9 protein-coding genes are annotated in these 15112 nt (G+C 45.4%); 4 read left to right on the top strand and 5 right to left on the bottom strand.

Annotation, left to right across the window (positions count from 1 at the left end; all coding sequences use genetic code 11):
* Window positions 1-138 precede the first annotated feature (138 nt).
* Window positions 139-1785, top strand: coding sequence for an ATP-binding protein (locus tag D1814_RS06230; protein WP_118490572.1), 1647 nt, complete (start codon window positions 139-141; stop codon window positions 1783-1785).
* Window positions 1786-1939: 154 nt separating this feature from the next.
* Entirely contained in the window at window positions 1940-2647 is a 708-nt protein-coding gene (gene arcA, locus D1814_RS06235; RefSeq protein WP_014996957.1) for a two-component system response regulator ArcA, read from the top strand.
* A 78-nt stretch (window positions 2648-2725) separates the two neighbouring features.
* Here arcA and D1814_RS06240 read toward each other — a convergent pair whose 3' ends face one another.
* Window positions 2726-5845 (bottom strand): beta-galactosidase, encoded by a 3120-nt coding sequence (locus D1814_RS06240; protein WP_118490573.1) that lies wholly within the window; start codon window positions 5843-5845, stop codon window positions 2726-2728.
* A gap of 104 nt (window positions 5846-5949) precedes the next feature.
* Here D1814_RS06240 and D1814_RS06245 point away from each other — a divergent pair, with 104 nt between their 5' ends.
* The gene (locus D1814_RS06245) at window positions 5950-6804 is read left to right on the top strand and encodes an AraC family transcriptional regulator (protein WP_118490575.1); all 855 of its coding nucleotides are present in this window, start codon (window positions 5950-5952) and stop codon (window positions 6802-6804) included.
* Here the strand turns inward: D1814_RS06245 and pmbA are convergent.
* Window positions 6801-8132 carry a metalloprotease PmbA gene (gene pmbA / locus D1814_RS06250; protein ID WP_118490577.1) on the bottom strand — a complete coding sequence of 444 codons (1332 nt, stop codon included), beginning with the start codon at window positions 8130-8132 and terminating at the stop codon, window positions 6801-6803. The two genes, D1814_RS06245 and pmbA, sit on opposite strands and share 4 nt — an antisense overlap.
* Before the next feature lie 72 nt (window positions 8133-8204).
* Here pmbA and yjgA point away from each other — a divergent pair, with 72 nt between their 5' ends.
* Window positions 8205-8762, top strand: a complete 558-nt coding sequence (gene yjgA, locus D1814_RS06255; RefSeq protein WP_118490579.1) for a ribosome biogenesis factor YjgA — start codon at window positions 8205-8207, stop codon at window positions 8760-8762.
* A gap of 98 nt (window positions 8763-8860) precedes the next feature.
* On the opposite strand, the gene tldD is transcribed toward yjgA, so the two are convergent.
* Genes tldD through D1814_RS06270 form a run of 3 tightly spaced genes read right to left on the bottom strand, consistent with a single transcriptional unit; the run spans window position 8861 to window position 15102 of the window.
* The gene (gene tldD / locus D1814_RS06260; protein WP_118490581.1) at window positions 8861-10303 is read right to left on the bottom strand and encodes a metalloprotease TldD; all 1443 of its coding nucleotides are present in this window, start codon (window positions 10301-10303) and stop codon (window positions 8861-8863) included.
* On the bottom strand, window positions 10296-11114 hold the full coding sequence (locus tag D1814_RS06265; protein WP_118490583.1) for a carbon-nitrogen hydrolase family protein: 819 nt from the start codon (window positions 11112-11114) through the stop codon (window positions 10296-10298). The genes tldD and D1814_RS06265 overlap by 8 nt, the downstream gene beginning before the upstream one ends.
* Window positions 11107-15102, bottom strand: a complete 3996-nt coding sequence (locus tag D1814_RS06270) for a YhdP family protein (protein WP_118490585.1) — start codon at window positions 15100-15102, stop codon at window positions 11107-11109. The genes D1814_RS06265 and D1814_RS06270 overlap by 8 nt, the downstream gene beginning before the upstream one ends.
* Window positions 15103-15112: the final 10 nt, after the last annotated feature.

Genomic DNA, 15112 nt, shown 5'->3' on the forward strand with positions numbered 1-15112 from the left:
ACAAAAACCGTAGATGAAGTAGGTTATAGCTTCATTACCTTCTACATTAATTATTGTTTATAAGCGCCTTTCTTTTTGCTTACTTTTGCGCCACTATTAAAAAACGGATGACGTAAATGGACAGTACACAAGGCAGGTATGACGGATAAGGCAGTAAAGCTTTCTATAAAAAGCCTCTTTCTTTGGGTAGTGATGTCTATTATTACCTTCTCAATTGCAGTGTTGTCAGGCCTTGCTGTTTATACGCAAATAAAAACCTATCGCCATGAGCTTGAATCTAACGCAATGATGCTGGCCAAGTTGGTGGCTAGAAGCTCATCGACCTACCTTTATGATGACACCCCTGAACGTATAGAAGTTGCGTTAAGTAATCTTACCGCTGCTGAGCATGTACTCAATGCTCACGTTTACAAAGCTCAAGACGGTGCATTGCAGCCAGAAATTTTTGCTTCGTACAATAAAGAGGGGCAGCTTTTATTAGGTGGCAAGGAAAACCAGTTAGCTCCCATGGTTATGAATCCAATACTGGCAGATAACGGGCACTACCTTGAACTGAGCGCCAAAGTGTTTGACCCGGAAACGAACATCCAGTTGGGTTGGGTATATTTAAGGGTCTCCTCGGAAAACTTTAATCAACTGGTTGGAAAGTCAATTTGGCTAAATTTAGCAGTCGCTTTAGTGCTGTTAGCCATAAGCTTTTACTCTGCTATTAGAATGCAGCGCTTTGTAACCGGCCCAGTGGAAGGCATAGCTAACTTTTTACAGCGCACGTCTCGACAGCGTGACTATTCAGCCCGTGCTAATGGTTCAAGCATTAAAGAACTCGATATTTTAGCTGATGCGGTCAATGTAATGCTGCTTCGCATGCAAGAATACATGCAAAAACAGAGGCAGGCAGAGGAGCAACACAGAAAACTAAATGCCAGTCTTGAAGATATGGTCAGCCATCGAACGACAGCACTTAAAGACGCAAACCAAGAGCTTATACAAACGCTAGAAAAGCTGCATCAATTCCAGCGTCAAATCGTGCAGAACGAAAAAATGGCTTCTCTCGGTGACATGGTTGCCGGTGTCGCCCATGAAGTTAATACACCAATTGGCTTAGGCGTAACTGCATCAACCATGATGTTAGATAGGTTAGCTGTTATTCACAAGGACTTTGAAAATAAAACCCTGAAAGCCAGCGCAATGAAGCGCTTCTTGGAAGAAAGTAACGAAAACCTCAATATTATTTACCGTAATTTGAATAGAGCTGCCGAGCTTATTAGCAGTTTTAAGCAGGTTGCCGTAGATCAAACCTCAGAATCTAGTAGAAGTTTTTGCGTTGTGCAGCTAGTTAATGAGATACTGTTGTCATTGCAGCCTCGACTTAAAAAATTAAAACACAACATCAACGTAAATTGCGACCCTACCCTTAGCGTTGAAACGAAGGCTGGCCCGATAAATCAAATTTTGATTAATTTAATCATGAATTCGGTAATTCATGGGTTTGAAACCATGGATGAAGGCACCATTGATATTCGTGCCGAGTTGGTTAGCAGTGATAAGCTCAAGCTTGTTTATACCGATAACGGAAAAGGCATTTCCCCGGAAATCCGCAAGCGGATTTTCGACCCCTTTGTTACCACAAAGCGTGGTCAAGGCGGCTCCGGATTGGGAATGCACTTAGTGTACAACTTAGTGACGCAAGCCCTTAATGGTTCAATTTCGATTACCAGCGAGGAGGGCAACGGGGTAGAATTTGTCATTATCTTCCCTGTTGTTAATGCGAAAACATCAGAATAGTTGTATAAAGTATGAACTTTTCTTGATTTTTATTGGCTAACCCCAATACCTTAACAATAAGAATATTCACAAGTTACTTGCAATCAAGTACATGAATATTAAAATTTAACCAGTTAGTTGCTTAAATCGTATTTTAGAAAGAGTGTAAAACACCATGCAGACGCCAAATGTGTTAATTGTTGAAGATGAGGTGGTAACCCGTACCACGCTTAAGAGTTTATTTGAAGCGGAAGGGTATAATGTATTTGAAGCCGAAAATGGTGATCAAATGCATGATTTCTTCGAGAATCACGCTATCAATTTGGTTATCATGGATATTAACCTTCCAGGTAAAAACGGCCTAATTCTAGCGCGTGAAGTACGCGATCGTAAGAACGTTGGTCTTATTTTCCTAACAGGCCGTGACAACGACGTTGACCGCATTCTAGGTCTTGAAATTGGCGCAGACGACTATCTGACTAAGCCGTTCAATCCGCGTGAATTAACTATCCGCGCGCGCAACTTACTGTCTCGTACAACAAACTCTTCAGAAGATGACGATTTGCCAAGCCGTGTGAGCTTTAATGGTTGGACCCTTGATGGTGATAGCCGTTCATTGATCTCTCCTAACGGTAAAGAATTCCGTCTACCTCGTAGTGAATTCCGTGCGCTTCACCTTTTCCTAAGTAACCCAGGTAAGATCCTTACCCGTGAACAGCTAATTATGGAAATGACTGGACGCGAGCTTCGTCCAAACGACCGTACGGTTGACGTAACTATTCGTCGTATTCGTAAGCACTTCGAGTCAGATCCAACAGATGAAGAATTGATTGTAACTATCCACGGTGAAGGTTACCGCTTCTGCGGTCAGGTTGACGGCTAAGTCGCTACTTGAATGGATATTAAGTTAATACAAAAGCCGCTACCATGTAGCGGCTTTTTTGTACGTGATGGTATCAGACTAGCTAGCAGTAGCGCGAAAGCAAACCGAATAGCGGTAATACTTTTCTTCTAATAAAAATGCTTTGTGTGTACTTGGGCTCCACGAGTCATCGCCGCCCACGCCCATATGTGCATGGTCAATGTAAACAAACACGCAATCCTGAGGGACTAAATCACAGGTATGCTTTGCGTCCTCCAACTGTGCTTGCCCATATTCACTTACACTGAAGTGGAACTGCCCGGTGGCAGTAAATTCGCCGATAGCCAGTTCTTTACAGTGACTGCGTAAGCCATTGTCGGTAGGAAATACATAGCGCGTTTGCATCTCTTCTAAAGGCAAGGTGTAGTGACCATAGCGCGCCGCCGCTTTTCTGTCTGGGTAGTTCTCAAACGGCCCTAGCCCCTGCCATGTTACTGGCATTTGTTCCTGTGACTCTGGCACTGCGGTTTGCATACCAATACGCGGCATGGGAGGTAAGCCATCGTCTAATAACACCTCTACTTCTACTGAAAGTTCGGCTTGCGTGTTTATGGTATAAACCCACTTGGTTGAAGCCACCAGCTTTTGATCATAATGATATTCAAATAACGATGTTATACGCACGTCTTGCGCGCCCTGCTCGACGTTTACGCCCGTGCAAGTGCGTAACCACTCACCTATACCAGCACGACGCCAGCGAGACTCCCAAGCATTAGGGTCTGGGTTATCAACTTCACTTACCCCAATGTCGTTATCTAGCGGTGCCCGGAAAAAACTATCCTCTAGCGGCGCGCTCAGAACTTCCTCTGCGTTTTTAAGCCACGACGTCAATAGCCCGCTTTCACTATTAAAGCTAAACACGTTGTTTCGGGCGTGTACCAGCAACACCCCATCTTGAGCTTCAATTGACAGCTCACTCGTGCCGTTAACTATGTCACTCTCATTGGTACAAAACGGCATTATTCCCGCCTTGTTGACTATTTCTAACTGGGCCATATCCATATTATGCCCAGCATTAGCCCACGTGCAGTCATTCACTAATACCACATCAATATTTAAGTGATACTCAGCCCCAACTTTAAACGTAATTTCAGGGGTTAGCGTCAGCATTTTTGTTTGCTGCGGACCTATATTGATTTCGCATTCACCCTTTGCATTAGCAATTGGTTTTCCGTCTTCTAGTACTTGCCAACACAACAATTCATTATCTGTATGTCTAAATAGGTAATCGCTGCTTACGGTAAGCTCAAACTTGTTGTCTCTTTCAATTAGCGAGAAGCTCAAGTGCTGCTGACAATATTTTGCTTCGAATAAGTGGGGGTGAGGCGTTCTGTCTGGGAACAGCAAGCCGTTAATACAGAACTGACGGTCGTTATCGGTATCACCGAAGTCGCCACCGTAAGCCCAGTAGGCTTCACCACTGTCTGTGTACTTGGTTAACCCTTGATCAACCCAGTCCCAAATAAAGCCGCCCTGAAGACGTGGATAGTCTTTAAATGCTTTCCAGTATTCATCAAAACTGCCCAAACTGTTACCCATCGCGTGAGCGTACTCACATAAAATAACGGGACGGTTTTCACCCGGCATCGACAACCATTTTTTGATAGCCCATTTAGGTACAGCATCGTCTTTTACATCCGTATCTACCCGCGCATACATAGGCGCGATAATATCGGTAGCCGTTGTGTCAGCGCCCCCACCCTCATATTGCACAGGTCGTGATGGGTCAAATGACTTCGCCCAGCCATACATGGCGTCGTGGGTAGGGCCGTGGCCACACTCATTGCCTAGCGACCAAATGATAATACTTGGATGGTTTTTATCTCGTTCAACCATTTGGGTAAAGCGAGCCATGTAAGCGCCTGCCCAAAGCGGGTCGCGAGACAACCTACCCATGGGAAACATACCGTGGGTTTCGATATTCGCTTCATCGACCACATAGAGCCCATATTCATCGCAAAGCTCATACCAGCGAGGATGATTGGGGTAGTGCGCAGTACGCACGGCATTAAAATTGTTCTGCTTTAAAAGCTTTATGTCTTCAAGCATGTCATCTTCATTGATGGCATGACCTTTAAACTGATGGTGCTCATGTCGGTTTACACCGCGAATAAGCACAGCTTTGCCATTAACCAATAGCTGGCCGTTTATCATTTCAATATTTCTAAAGCCAACGCTGTAGGCTTCACGGTCCACCGTGTTACCGCTCTCATCAATAAGGGATACCACAATGCGGTATAAGCTTGGCGTTTCTGCGGTCCAATGTTTGGGCTCTTTCACGTCTAGCGCTTGGAAAACCACATCATCCCAGCCTCCCTTTTCATCAATACGCTTATTATTGGTGCCGGTAATAGCTTGCTCGGTAACAGCGTTATCACCATCAAAAAGCTGGATGCCCACTTTAAAGGTAGATGGCGCATTGATGGCAGTACGAACTGAAACCGTAGCGTCGCGGTAACACGCATCAAGCTTTGGTGTAACGAACACATCTTGAATGTGATGCTGAGGCTTGGTGACCAAATTAACGTCTCGGAAGATACCGCTGAGCCACCACATATCCTGGTCTTCTAAATAGCTGCCGTCAGACCATCTGATCACCATAACAGCCAAGCGGTTTTCTCCCTCTACTAAGAGGCGGGATAAATCGAATTCAGCAGGCAAGCGACTATCTTGAGAATAACCTACATACTCGCCGTTACACCAAAGGTGAAAGGCGCTATTTACGCCTTCAAACACAATGTGGTTACGCTGCTTTAGTTCATCATCGGTAACGTTGAACGTAGTACGATAGCAACCCGTTGGATTGTCGCTAGGTACCACAGGAGGGTTTACTGCAAACGGATACTTAACGTTACAATAAATAGGTTTGTCATGCCCCTGCAGCTGCCAGTTGGACGGCACGGCTATAGGCTGCCAGTTTTCAGATTCATCGTTACTCAACGTTTTAGTAAGTAGGCTGTCAGGTACGCTTTCTGGGGCATCAAACAAACGAAAATCCCATTGACCATTTAAACTGCGCTTTTGCGCATTGGTACTGTGCAGTGCATCTTCTAGCGTTTTGTACCCGTAATGTGGACTGTGGGCACTGATGCGGTTTCTTTGAAACACAACTGGGTTTTGCCAGTCTTTTTGAGCGACTACTTGGGAAACATTAAGCATGTCATATCCTTTACTTTTTCGTTAAGCGAAATATAGCTAACTTTCTACAGATCCTTTATGCTCTAAACTTACATCTATTTATCCAAAACTATCATTTTACATTTATGCAACCTAGCTTCAGAGACATTGTAGATATTGGCCCCAACTGCTTCGAACGCTTTATAGATAGTAGCAACGCGCCAGAAATCAGCAACCTAGGCATTGAACTGGCAGGATGCTCTAACTTATCAGGGAACTATACAGTGGGGCGTGTTTCTCCGCCTAACCATACCTTGTTCTACAGCATAAAAGGGCAAGGAAAGTTTCGCGTTCCATCAGGCGAACTACAGCTAAATGAAGGGCAGCTTATTATTTTACCTGCTGGACAAAGCTTTGAAGTTTCCATTATCAGCGAGCAGTGGGACATAATTTGGGTAAATTTAGCTAATACCGAGCGCTGGAAGTCATTTAGAAAGAACGATGCCTTAGTTGTAGATAACGCCATGCTAGAAGGACTCCATCACGCCATGGAACTTGTGTACTTGGAACGCGACCTTGATAGCCGTCGCGCTGCCATGCAGTTTGTTTCTCGTTATCTGTACCGCATAGCTGATGCTCCATTAGGTAAAAAGCATGCCTGTGACGATAAGGAGCGGCGCCAAATAAGCCGGGTACATGCGCTGTTTTCAGTGGTGGATAAACAACTTCAGTTTGACTGGGATATGAAAAGCTTAAGTGAAAAGGCGCATTACTCTGCTCCTCACCTTCATAGGTTGTGCTTACAAGTGTTTGGGCGAAGCCCAAAACAGCACGTTATTCATTTGCGGATGGCACGGGCCAAAAGCTTATTGTTAAGCACGCAGTGGCCCGTTTCCTACATTGCAAGCTATGTGGGCTACACAAATGTATTTACTTTCTCAAAACGCTTTAAGAAATCGACAGGTCTTTCTCCTTCAGCGTTTCGAGAAACTGCGAGCTAACTGCCCGCTATCTTCATTTGGTCAATGAGTACAGAACCAGTCTGTACACTGCCGCGCACATCCTTTTCAGCACCGATTGCCACAATGCCTTTAAACATATCTTTTAGATTACCAGCAATGGTTACTTCGTGGACTGGGTATTGAATGATGCCATTCTCAACCCAATAGCCCGCAGCGCCTCTTGAATAATCACCGGTTACACCATTAACGCCCTGCCCCATAAGCTCGGTCACAAATAGTCCTGTGCCCATTTCTTTTAGAAGCTCAGCGTCGCTATGCCCTGTATCGCCTACTAGCCAATTGTGAATACCACCAGCATGGCCGTTAGACCGAGTATTTAGCTTACGCGAAGAGTACGTAGTATAAAGGTATGTGGCTAATTTACCGCCATCTACAATGGTCATATCTGAACAGGCTACACCTTCGTTGTCGAAGCTAGAGCTTGCTAAGCCGCCTTTAATAAACGGGCGCTCTTCAACATTAAGCCATTCTGGGAAAACTTGCTCGCCAAGGCTATCAAGTAAGAAACTAGAACGACGATAAAGGCTGCCACCGCTGATAGCACCAACATAATGACCGAACAAGCTAGATGCAATGTCGCGGTGTAAAAGTACAGGTACGTTCGCCGTATTAATCTTACGGGCGCCTAAGCGGTCTACAGTCGCTTTTGCAGCGTCAATGCCTACAGCACTTGCTGATTGCAACAAATCGGCCTTACGGCTTACCGTGTAGGCATAATCACGCTGCATGTCGTCATCTTGTGCGCCAATCACCATACAGCTTAGTGAATAACGGCTGCTAGGATAACCAGCATTAATACCATGAGTATTACCATAAACACGCATTCCTAAGTTTGCGTTATACGACGCGCCATCGGAATTAGTAATGCGTGAGTCGTAATCCATTGCCGCTTTTTCAGCTTCAATAGTGGTTTTAATGGCCTTCTCAGTATCTAACTCTTCAGGGTGATACAGGTCTAAATCTGGGAATTCAGTAGCAATAAGGTCAGCGTCGGCCAAACCAGTACAAGGATCTTCACTGGTGTAACGTGCAATATCTACGGCTTTTTCTACCGCTAAAGTTAATGCTGCTTTGCTTAAATCAGCAGTAGAAGCACTACCTTTTCGCTTGCCTACGTATACGCTTATACCTAAGCCACCGTCGTTGGTAAATTCAACGTTTTCAACTTCTTGCATACGTGAAGATACGGCAATGCCCTGCACTTTCGACATGCTGGCTTCGGCTTGCGTTGCGCCTTTTGAAACGGCTAATTTTAGTACATCATCTACGACATTTTGAATGTCGGCTAACTGCTGCTCAATTTGCATAGTAAGTTTCGCTGTCTTAATTCGACTGTGATAGTTACAATTTAGCTAAAGTGTAACACTAATGAGTTTGAAATGAGTGATCAGAAATACAATTCTCCTGAAGATCCTTACTTCGAAGATGCGCAAGCAGATGAGTTCGAAGAGGAAGAGTTTGTCAGTAAAACTGAGCTAAAGCGTCAAGCAAAAGAGCTTCACAAGCTAGGCGAAACCTTGGTTAACTTAACCGATGCAAACATTGCCACTATTCCTATGGATGAAGAGCTGGCCGATGCAGTTGCTATTGCCCGTAAAGTTAACAAGAAAAAAGATGGCTATCGACGCCAACTTCAGTTTATTGGTAAAGCACTGCGTAATCGCGATACTGCCGACATAGAAGAAGCTCTTGCGAAACTTACCCACCAGCACCAAGCTTCAAACGCGGCTTTTCATGCGCTAGAGAAGGCCAGAGAAGCGGTAATTGAAGAGGGCGACCCAGCTATTCAGAAGTTGATTGAAGCGCACCCTGAGCTTGATCGCCAAAAGCTGCGTCAATTCCACCGCCAAATTAAAAAAGAGCGTGAAAAGAATGCGCCACCGAAAGCGTTCAGAGAGCTGTTTCAGTATTTGAAAGACGTTATTCACGAAGATTAACTTATCGCCTTCTCGGCATTGAGTGATCTTCAGATACAAAAAAGGTTGGTGCTTATGCCCAACCTTTTTTAGTTCTATGAGTGGCTATGTGAGCTGAACTAAGCCGTACCACCTACTGTTAGCTCGTCAATTTTAAGCGTAGGCTGGCCTACACCTACTGGTACGCTTTGACCGTCTTTACCGCACACACCCACGCCTTTATCTAGCGCAGTGTCGTTGCCGATCATTGATATTTTTTGCATAACCTCAGGGCCGTTGCCAATTAAGGTTGCCCCTTTAACTGGTGCAGTAATTTTACCGTTTTCGATAAGGTAAGCTTCAGCGCTAGAGAACACGAATTTACCAGAGGTAATATCTACCTGACCGCCAGCGAAGTTAGGCGCGTAAATCCCTTTGTCGATAGAGGCGATAATTTCCTGCGGGTCGTGCTGACCTTCCAGCATGTAAGTATTGGTCATACGTGGCATAGGCAGGTGAGCGTAAGATTCACGACGGCCATTTCCGGTAGGCGCAACACCCATCAGCTTAGCGTTGTGTTTATCCTGCATATAGCCTTTCAAAACACCGTCTTCAATTAACACGTTGTGCGCCGTTGGCGTGCCTTCGTCATCCACTGATAATGAACCGCGACGGTCGCTTAATGTACCGTCATCAACAACCGTTACACCTTTGGCGGCTACGCGCTCGCCAATGCGACCGCTGAAAGTTGATGCACCTTTACGGTTAAAATCACCTTCAAGACCATGCCCTACTGCTTCGTGAAGCAATACGCCAGGCCAACCGTTGCCTAATACCACAGGCATAGCACCTGCTGGTGAAGCCACTGCCTGCATATTAACTCGCGCCATGTGTAGGGCATCATCGGCTAGTTGCTCATAATAGGGTTTGCCATCGTCATCTTGCTTAAAGAATGAGTAAGCATATCGACCACCAGCCCCCGCTGAACCGCGCTCGCGTCTATCACCTTGTTCTAGCAATACTGAGCAGTTTAAACGCACCAACGGACGAATGTCTGTGGCTAGCGTACCGTCACTACCAGCCACTAATATCTCTTCATACACGCCGCTTAGACTTACTACTACTTGGTTAGCCGAAGGTTCTTGCTTACGAATATAGGTATCTACAGCTTTAAGCAAAGCAATTTTTTCAGCGTCTTGCATCGCAAGAATGGGATTGTTTTCAGAGTAACGTGCTTCAACGCTCTTGTGACCCAAGCCAGCTACCTGTTGGGTTCCGCCGCTTGGCGCAATACCGCGAGCCGCTTTACATGCTTTAGTTAACGCTTCTTCGCTTATTTCATCAGAATAAGCAAAACCCGTTTTTTCACCGCTAATAGCACGCACGCCTACTCCGCGCTCAATGTTATAGCTGCCTTCTTTGATAATACCGTCTTCTAATACCCAACTTTCATGTTGGCTCGACTGAAAATATAAATCGGCATAGTCGGTGTCGTGGCGATGAATGGTCGCTAGCGCGCTTTCTAGCTTAGTAATATCTAGGCCTGAGTCAGATAATAAATGACGCTCAACAGATTTAGACAAAATGACTCCTGAATCGGTTATGTTCGACAACCGGCATATTCTGTTTAATGGTTTCTCTTGCTGCAATATCTACGTTTGCCGATACCAGCCCTGTTTCGGAAGCTCGCTCGGCAAGGGTTTCGCCCCAAGGCGATAGGATAATACTATGCCCATAAGTTTCGCGACCGTTAGCGTGCACACCACTTTGATTTGGCGCTACCACATAGCACTGTTTTTCGATGGCTCTGGCTTGCAACAACGCATGCCAATGCGCCTCTCCAGTGCGCTGGGTAAAGGCCGCAGGCAACACCAAAATATCGATATCGCCCATTGCAGTAAATAACCCTGGAAAGCGTACATCATAGCACACCGCAAGCCCAATGTTGCCTATTGGTGTTTGAACAGTGACCACTTCGCTTCCTGCTTCGGTGGTAGCCGACTCTTTGTAGCTGCCCGTGTTGTCGTTTACCGATACATCGAACATATGAATTTTACGATAATCAGCTAGAAGCTCGCCGCTTGGGCCAAATAACATGCATGCCGCAGAAAACTTTTCAGGGTCTTCAGTTTTGACCGGAAATGTACCTGACACTATGTAGCATTGGTGTTGCTTAGCAAGTGACGATAAACGGCGCTGTATTGCACCATCACCTTTTACTTCAGCGACGTCAAGTTGACCTTTGTCTTTACCGCCAAAGCAAGCGAAGCACTCTGGCAACACGACCAAGCTGTCTTTTGCGATAGTGGCCGCCGCCATTTCACTTGCCACCGTATCGAGATTCTCTTCCACGTTTGGCGTAGAAGTCATTTGTAGTGCTACTAAATTAACCATCGATCACCTCCATTTTCAGCCTGCGTACGTCATCATCCGTTAATGGCCTGTCTTGGGGGTTCTCTGGAACAGGCACATTTTGGGCAGGTAAGCTAATGTCTTTACTGTTACGTTCAACTTCATCGAACTTAGGTTCTTTTATGGTACCCGTTACGCGATAGTTCACATTTGAAATGACTTTCGCAGAGGTCAACACTTGGTCAATGGCAAGGGCAGCTAATGCGGTAGGCGGCGTTGCTAAAAAATACACAAGAAACGGAAGGTTCCCGGTTACATTGGGCGCGAACGACACGTTGTAATTTAACCCACCCGTATTTAAATCGGTGAAGCCGGTAATTTCTATTTCCCCAGCGCCGCCGTCAATTTCAGTATCGTCAGTATACGCTTTGCCGTTAACAATGCTTAAGGTGCCGCCCATGTCGTCGTAGAAAAAGCCTTTGGCAAAAACGTCTCGAAAATCAAGGCTCAGCTTTCTTACTAACGAGTTTAAGCTAAATAGAGTAAAAATACGCGAGCCCTTGTCACTTAACTCTGTAAGATAACCATCAGACAGCGACCACTCTACGTTACCGTTAAGCTGCTCAAACCCAAAGTCCATTGGCGCATTGGGCCAGTTAATGTCGAACTGAACATTTGCACTAGAGTCTTTAATTCCCGATTCAACGCCGTACTCTTTCAGCATTTGCCCAACATCTGGAGACGTTAATGTCCCGTTTAACGCGCTTTTAACCTCGCCGCCAATGTGCTTCCAGTAACCCGTAGCGGTTAGGTTGCTTTCATCAGACTTCACTAAGAGCTGGCGTATGGCTAGACCACCATCTTCTTTCGCAACGTCTAACGTTACTTCACCTAAATCAATACCATGCACGCCACAAGACTGGCAGTAAAAATAAATGGGGGGCAGCGTGTTGGGGTCAATACTATAAGGTGACTCATCTTCCTCAATTGGAGCAACGCCAGTAGCGGCTAACGCGTTATTATTATCTGCTGTGGCAGATGCTTCAGGTTCAGCAGGTTTATCTAACGACAAGTAGTCGGCATTTACTTCAATGCCTTGCTCATCTAAATCACTGTTGATGCGAATAGTTGCTCTAGCCTGAGGTGAAGCGAGGTCTAAGATCCAATCCTTATTGCGCTCAGTTGCGTTCAATTCTGCCTTTTTAATGGTATGACCGGCAAGATTAAGCATGTCGGCTTTAGCAAATATACGCGAGGGTGTTCCGAACAGGTTCGTGCGCTTACCTTCAGTAATTTTTGATTGGCTAGCTAACTGATCATTAGTTTTTGCAGAGGCATCGCCGGTGTCTTTCCCTTTGCCAGAAAGTAACATATCGATAGTGCTAAACCACTCTTGTACATCGGCTCGAGCCAAATTTGCACTGATACTAAAACCGGTTCCAATATTGGCAATATCGCTTTCACCCAGAGCCAAATGCGCCCGCGAGAACTTCATTTCTTTGTGAGGAAGCACGCCGTCAAAACGGATATTGCTGCCAAGCGTAGCTTTAACGTTCGATGCTTTACCATCGCCAGTGCTTATTATTTGTAGAGGAAAGCTACTGCCAGCTGAAGTATCGAAGGGAGCAGGTAATATACTTTGTGTTGCCGTTAAATCTGCCGTGAGATTTGCGGAATATTCAAAGCCATCTTTAGAAAGGGTAAGTTCTACTTTGGTATTCCAATCACCTTCACCATCGATGTACTCAGTGAGGTCCGTGTTTACATAGTTAGCCAGCGGGTGGACATGCCAACGTCCATCTAGTTCTACGTTGAGATCGTACATGTCGCCCTGCCTGCCAGACAGCGACAAATTCACCGGCTGCTGAAGAAATTGGGCGGTAAGACCGCTTGCGTCTATATCTCCATTAGTAAACGACACATCACCCGACGCTTTATCAAAAAGCATGTTAGTTTTTGTGATATAGACAGGGTTATTGGATAAATGCGCGATACCCGATGCCACCACATCTTTGCCTTTAAAAGGTATATCTAATTTAATATCAGCAGACAGGGGCCCGCTAATTTGCACATCATCGCTTAATACCTTACCCAGCGAATTTTTAAGGGATGAGTCCATCATTAGCACCGTAAGCGCCTCACCAGAACCTTTGCCGGTGGCATAGATTTCCAAGCGAGTACCAGGCTTAAAGCTTGGTATAGCAGCCGACATATTGCTTATTTTTACATCGGCAAGGGTTGCACTTGGGCTTTCCATCACTAAGGCATTGTTCACAAAAAACAAAGACAAATCTAAGTTATTGAGCGCAGGCCAGTTAGGCGCAAAAAGAAAATCCCCTTGCTTAATATCGACATAAGCTTGGAAAATACCGGTATTGTCTTCAAAGGGGAAGTCACTTGTTCGGCCATGCCACAGCACACGCGCATTTGTAATTTCGCCATCGCCAGTAAAGGCTCGAGTAAGATATTTGTCGGTATTAGCACCCATTAGGGAAGTCGGAAACAGGCTACTCACTTCATTTAAAGCCAGCGGGCTTACATCGACATACAGCGACATAAACCCCGTTGCCGTATTCAGTTTAAACTGTGGATGCAAAGTAACAGCATCGCTATCTAGTAGCATGTCACTACCTTTCACTATCCACTGTTTCTCTGTTTGGCCTGCTTGCTCTGGATAAATATAAAATCGAGATTCAAGCTGCTTTATATTGATGTCTTTTTTGATGACGCCATCAGCGCTTAACACGCTATCGTGACTTTCTAAGTAAACGGCACCATTATTTTTATACCAAAAGAGCTCGGCGTTGAGGGAAGAAAGCCCCGGTACCTTGTCCGTTTTATCCCACTGCAAATCGAGTACTTTAGCGGCCAAAGAAGGCTGGCCGTTATGCAGTTGAATTTGCAATGTAGCTAACTCACCTTTTGGATTTAGCCCGCGTATTTCTTCTTCACTGGTATCATCCATAAAAAGGGGTAATAGCAATAAAAAGGGGTTAATTTGCACGGGCTTCATGGTATTTATCAGCACGTCACCGTTTGCACTAATGCTACCAATAAGATCGGTGGTCAGTGATTCATTGCTGGAATTAAGCACGAGCTGATCGACTCTGACATTCCAACCGCCCTGATGACTTTCAGGGTTTGGTAACGCCTGAAGACTGCCACCGCTGACGCCCGTTACCGTTTTCGCGCGGCCACTCCCCCATTCCAAAAGGCTTTCACTTAGCTCGGCTTGTATACTGGTAATTTCACTTTGAGAAAAGTGAGTCCATACCTCGAAGTTTGCACGACTTTGAGCTAACGGACGCTTCGTTTTAATCAGATCGCTTACCCAAGGAGAAATATCAAGCTCTTCGGCTTTGGCGTAGAACACGCCTTCAAACTCTTCTCGCTTTCCCGTTATATCAATAATGAAAGAGGCTGAATTCGCGGCTAAATCTGCCACTTTCAGTTGCCCTAAACCTTGGTGCCTTTCTTCATCGTTGTTCCAGGATAAGCTCTCTATATCAAAGGAATTGGTTTCGCTGAAATGGGTAACAGAAACCACACCATCCTCTAGCGAGAAGCTTTGAAGTTGCTCTAGAAAAAGCCTCTCAAGGGCCTTCACCACGGGAAAGTTATTTTTACCGTCACCAGAAAGGCGGTCAGCATCAATATCGAGTTCTAAGCCCCGAAGTTCAAAACGATTGGATGAAATGAGCTGATGGCGTAGCGATTCCCAAAAATCTAGCTCAACATAGATTTGTCTGATATCCAACGCCACGGGGGATGCATCATTTTTAGCCAGCGACACAGAATTGAGCACAATGCTGGGCCCACTGCGCTGCCAAACAGCATGCACACTTTTAATGGATAGATTTACGCCATACTGCTCATTTATATAATTTTCCAACAAGTGTTTGTTGTGCTCAATATGCGGCAGAGCATAGCGTGCAGCGCTTAAAACAAGCGCGAAAAGTACAAGCAATACGGCAAGTAGTAGCCAAAACTTCTTAAGTAGATAAGCGGCTACCGACGAAAAATTTGTCACATTTTGCCTT

The sequence above is a fragment of the Alteromonas sp. BL110 genome (assembly GCF_003443615.1).
In the GTDB taxonomy this organism is placed as follows: Bacteria; Pseudomonadota; Gammaproteobacteria; order Enterobacterales; family Alteromonadaceae; genus Alteromonas.

What these genes read in the sequence shown, in the direction of transcription:
- D1814_RS06230 (WP_118490572.1), top strand. Translation starts at nt 139, where the DNA reads ATGACGGATAAGGCAGTAAAGCTTTCTATAAAAAGCCTCTTTCTTTGG.
- arcA (WP_014996957.1), top strand. Translation starts at nt 1,940, where the DNA reads ATGCAGACGCCAAATGTGTTAATTGTTGAAGATGAGGTGGTAACCCGT.
- D1814_RS06240 (WP_118490573.1), bottom strand. Translation starts at nt 5,845, where the DNA reads ATGCTTAATGTTTCCCAAGTAGTCGCTCAAAAAGACTGGCAAAACCCA.
- D1814_RS06245 (WP_118490575.1), top strand. Translation starts at nt 5,950, where the DNA reads ATGCAACCTAGCTTCAGAGACATTGTAGATATTGGCCCCAACTGCTTC.
- pmbA (WP_118490577.1), bottom strand. Translation starts at nt 8,132, where the DNA reads ATGCAAATTGAGCAGCAGTTAGCCGACATTCAAAATGTCGTAGATGAT.
- yjgA (WP_118490579.1), top strand. Translation starts at nt 8,205, where the DNA reads ATGAGTGATCAGAAATACAATTCTCCTGAAGATCCTTACTTCGAAGAT.
- D1814_RS06265 (WP_118490583.1), bottom strand. Translation starts at nt 11,114, where the DNA reads ATGGTTAATTTAGTAGCACTACAAATGACTTCTACGCCAAACGTGGAA.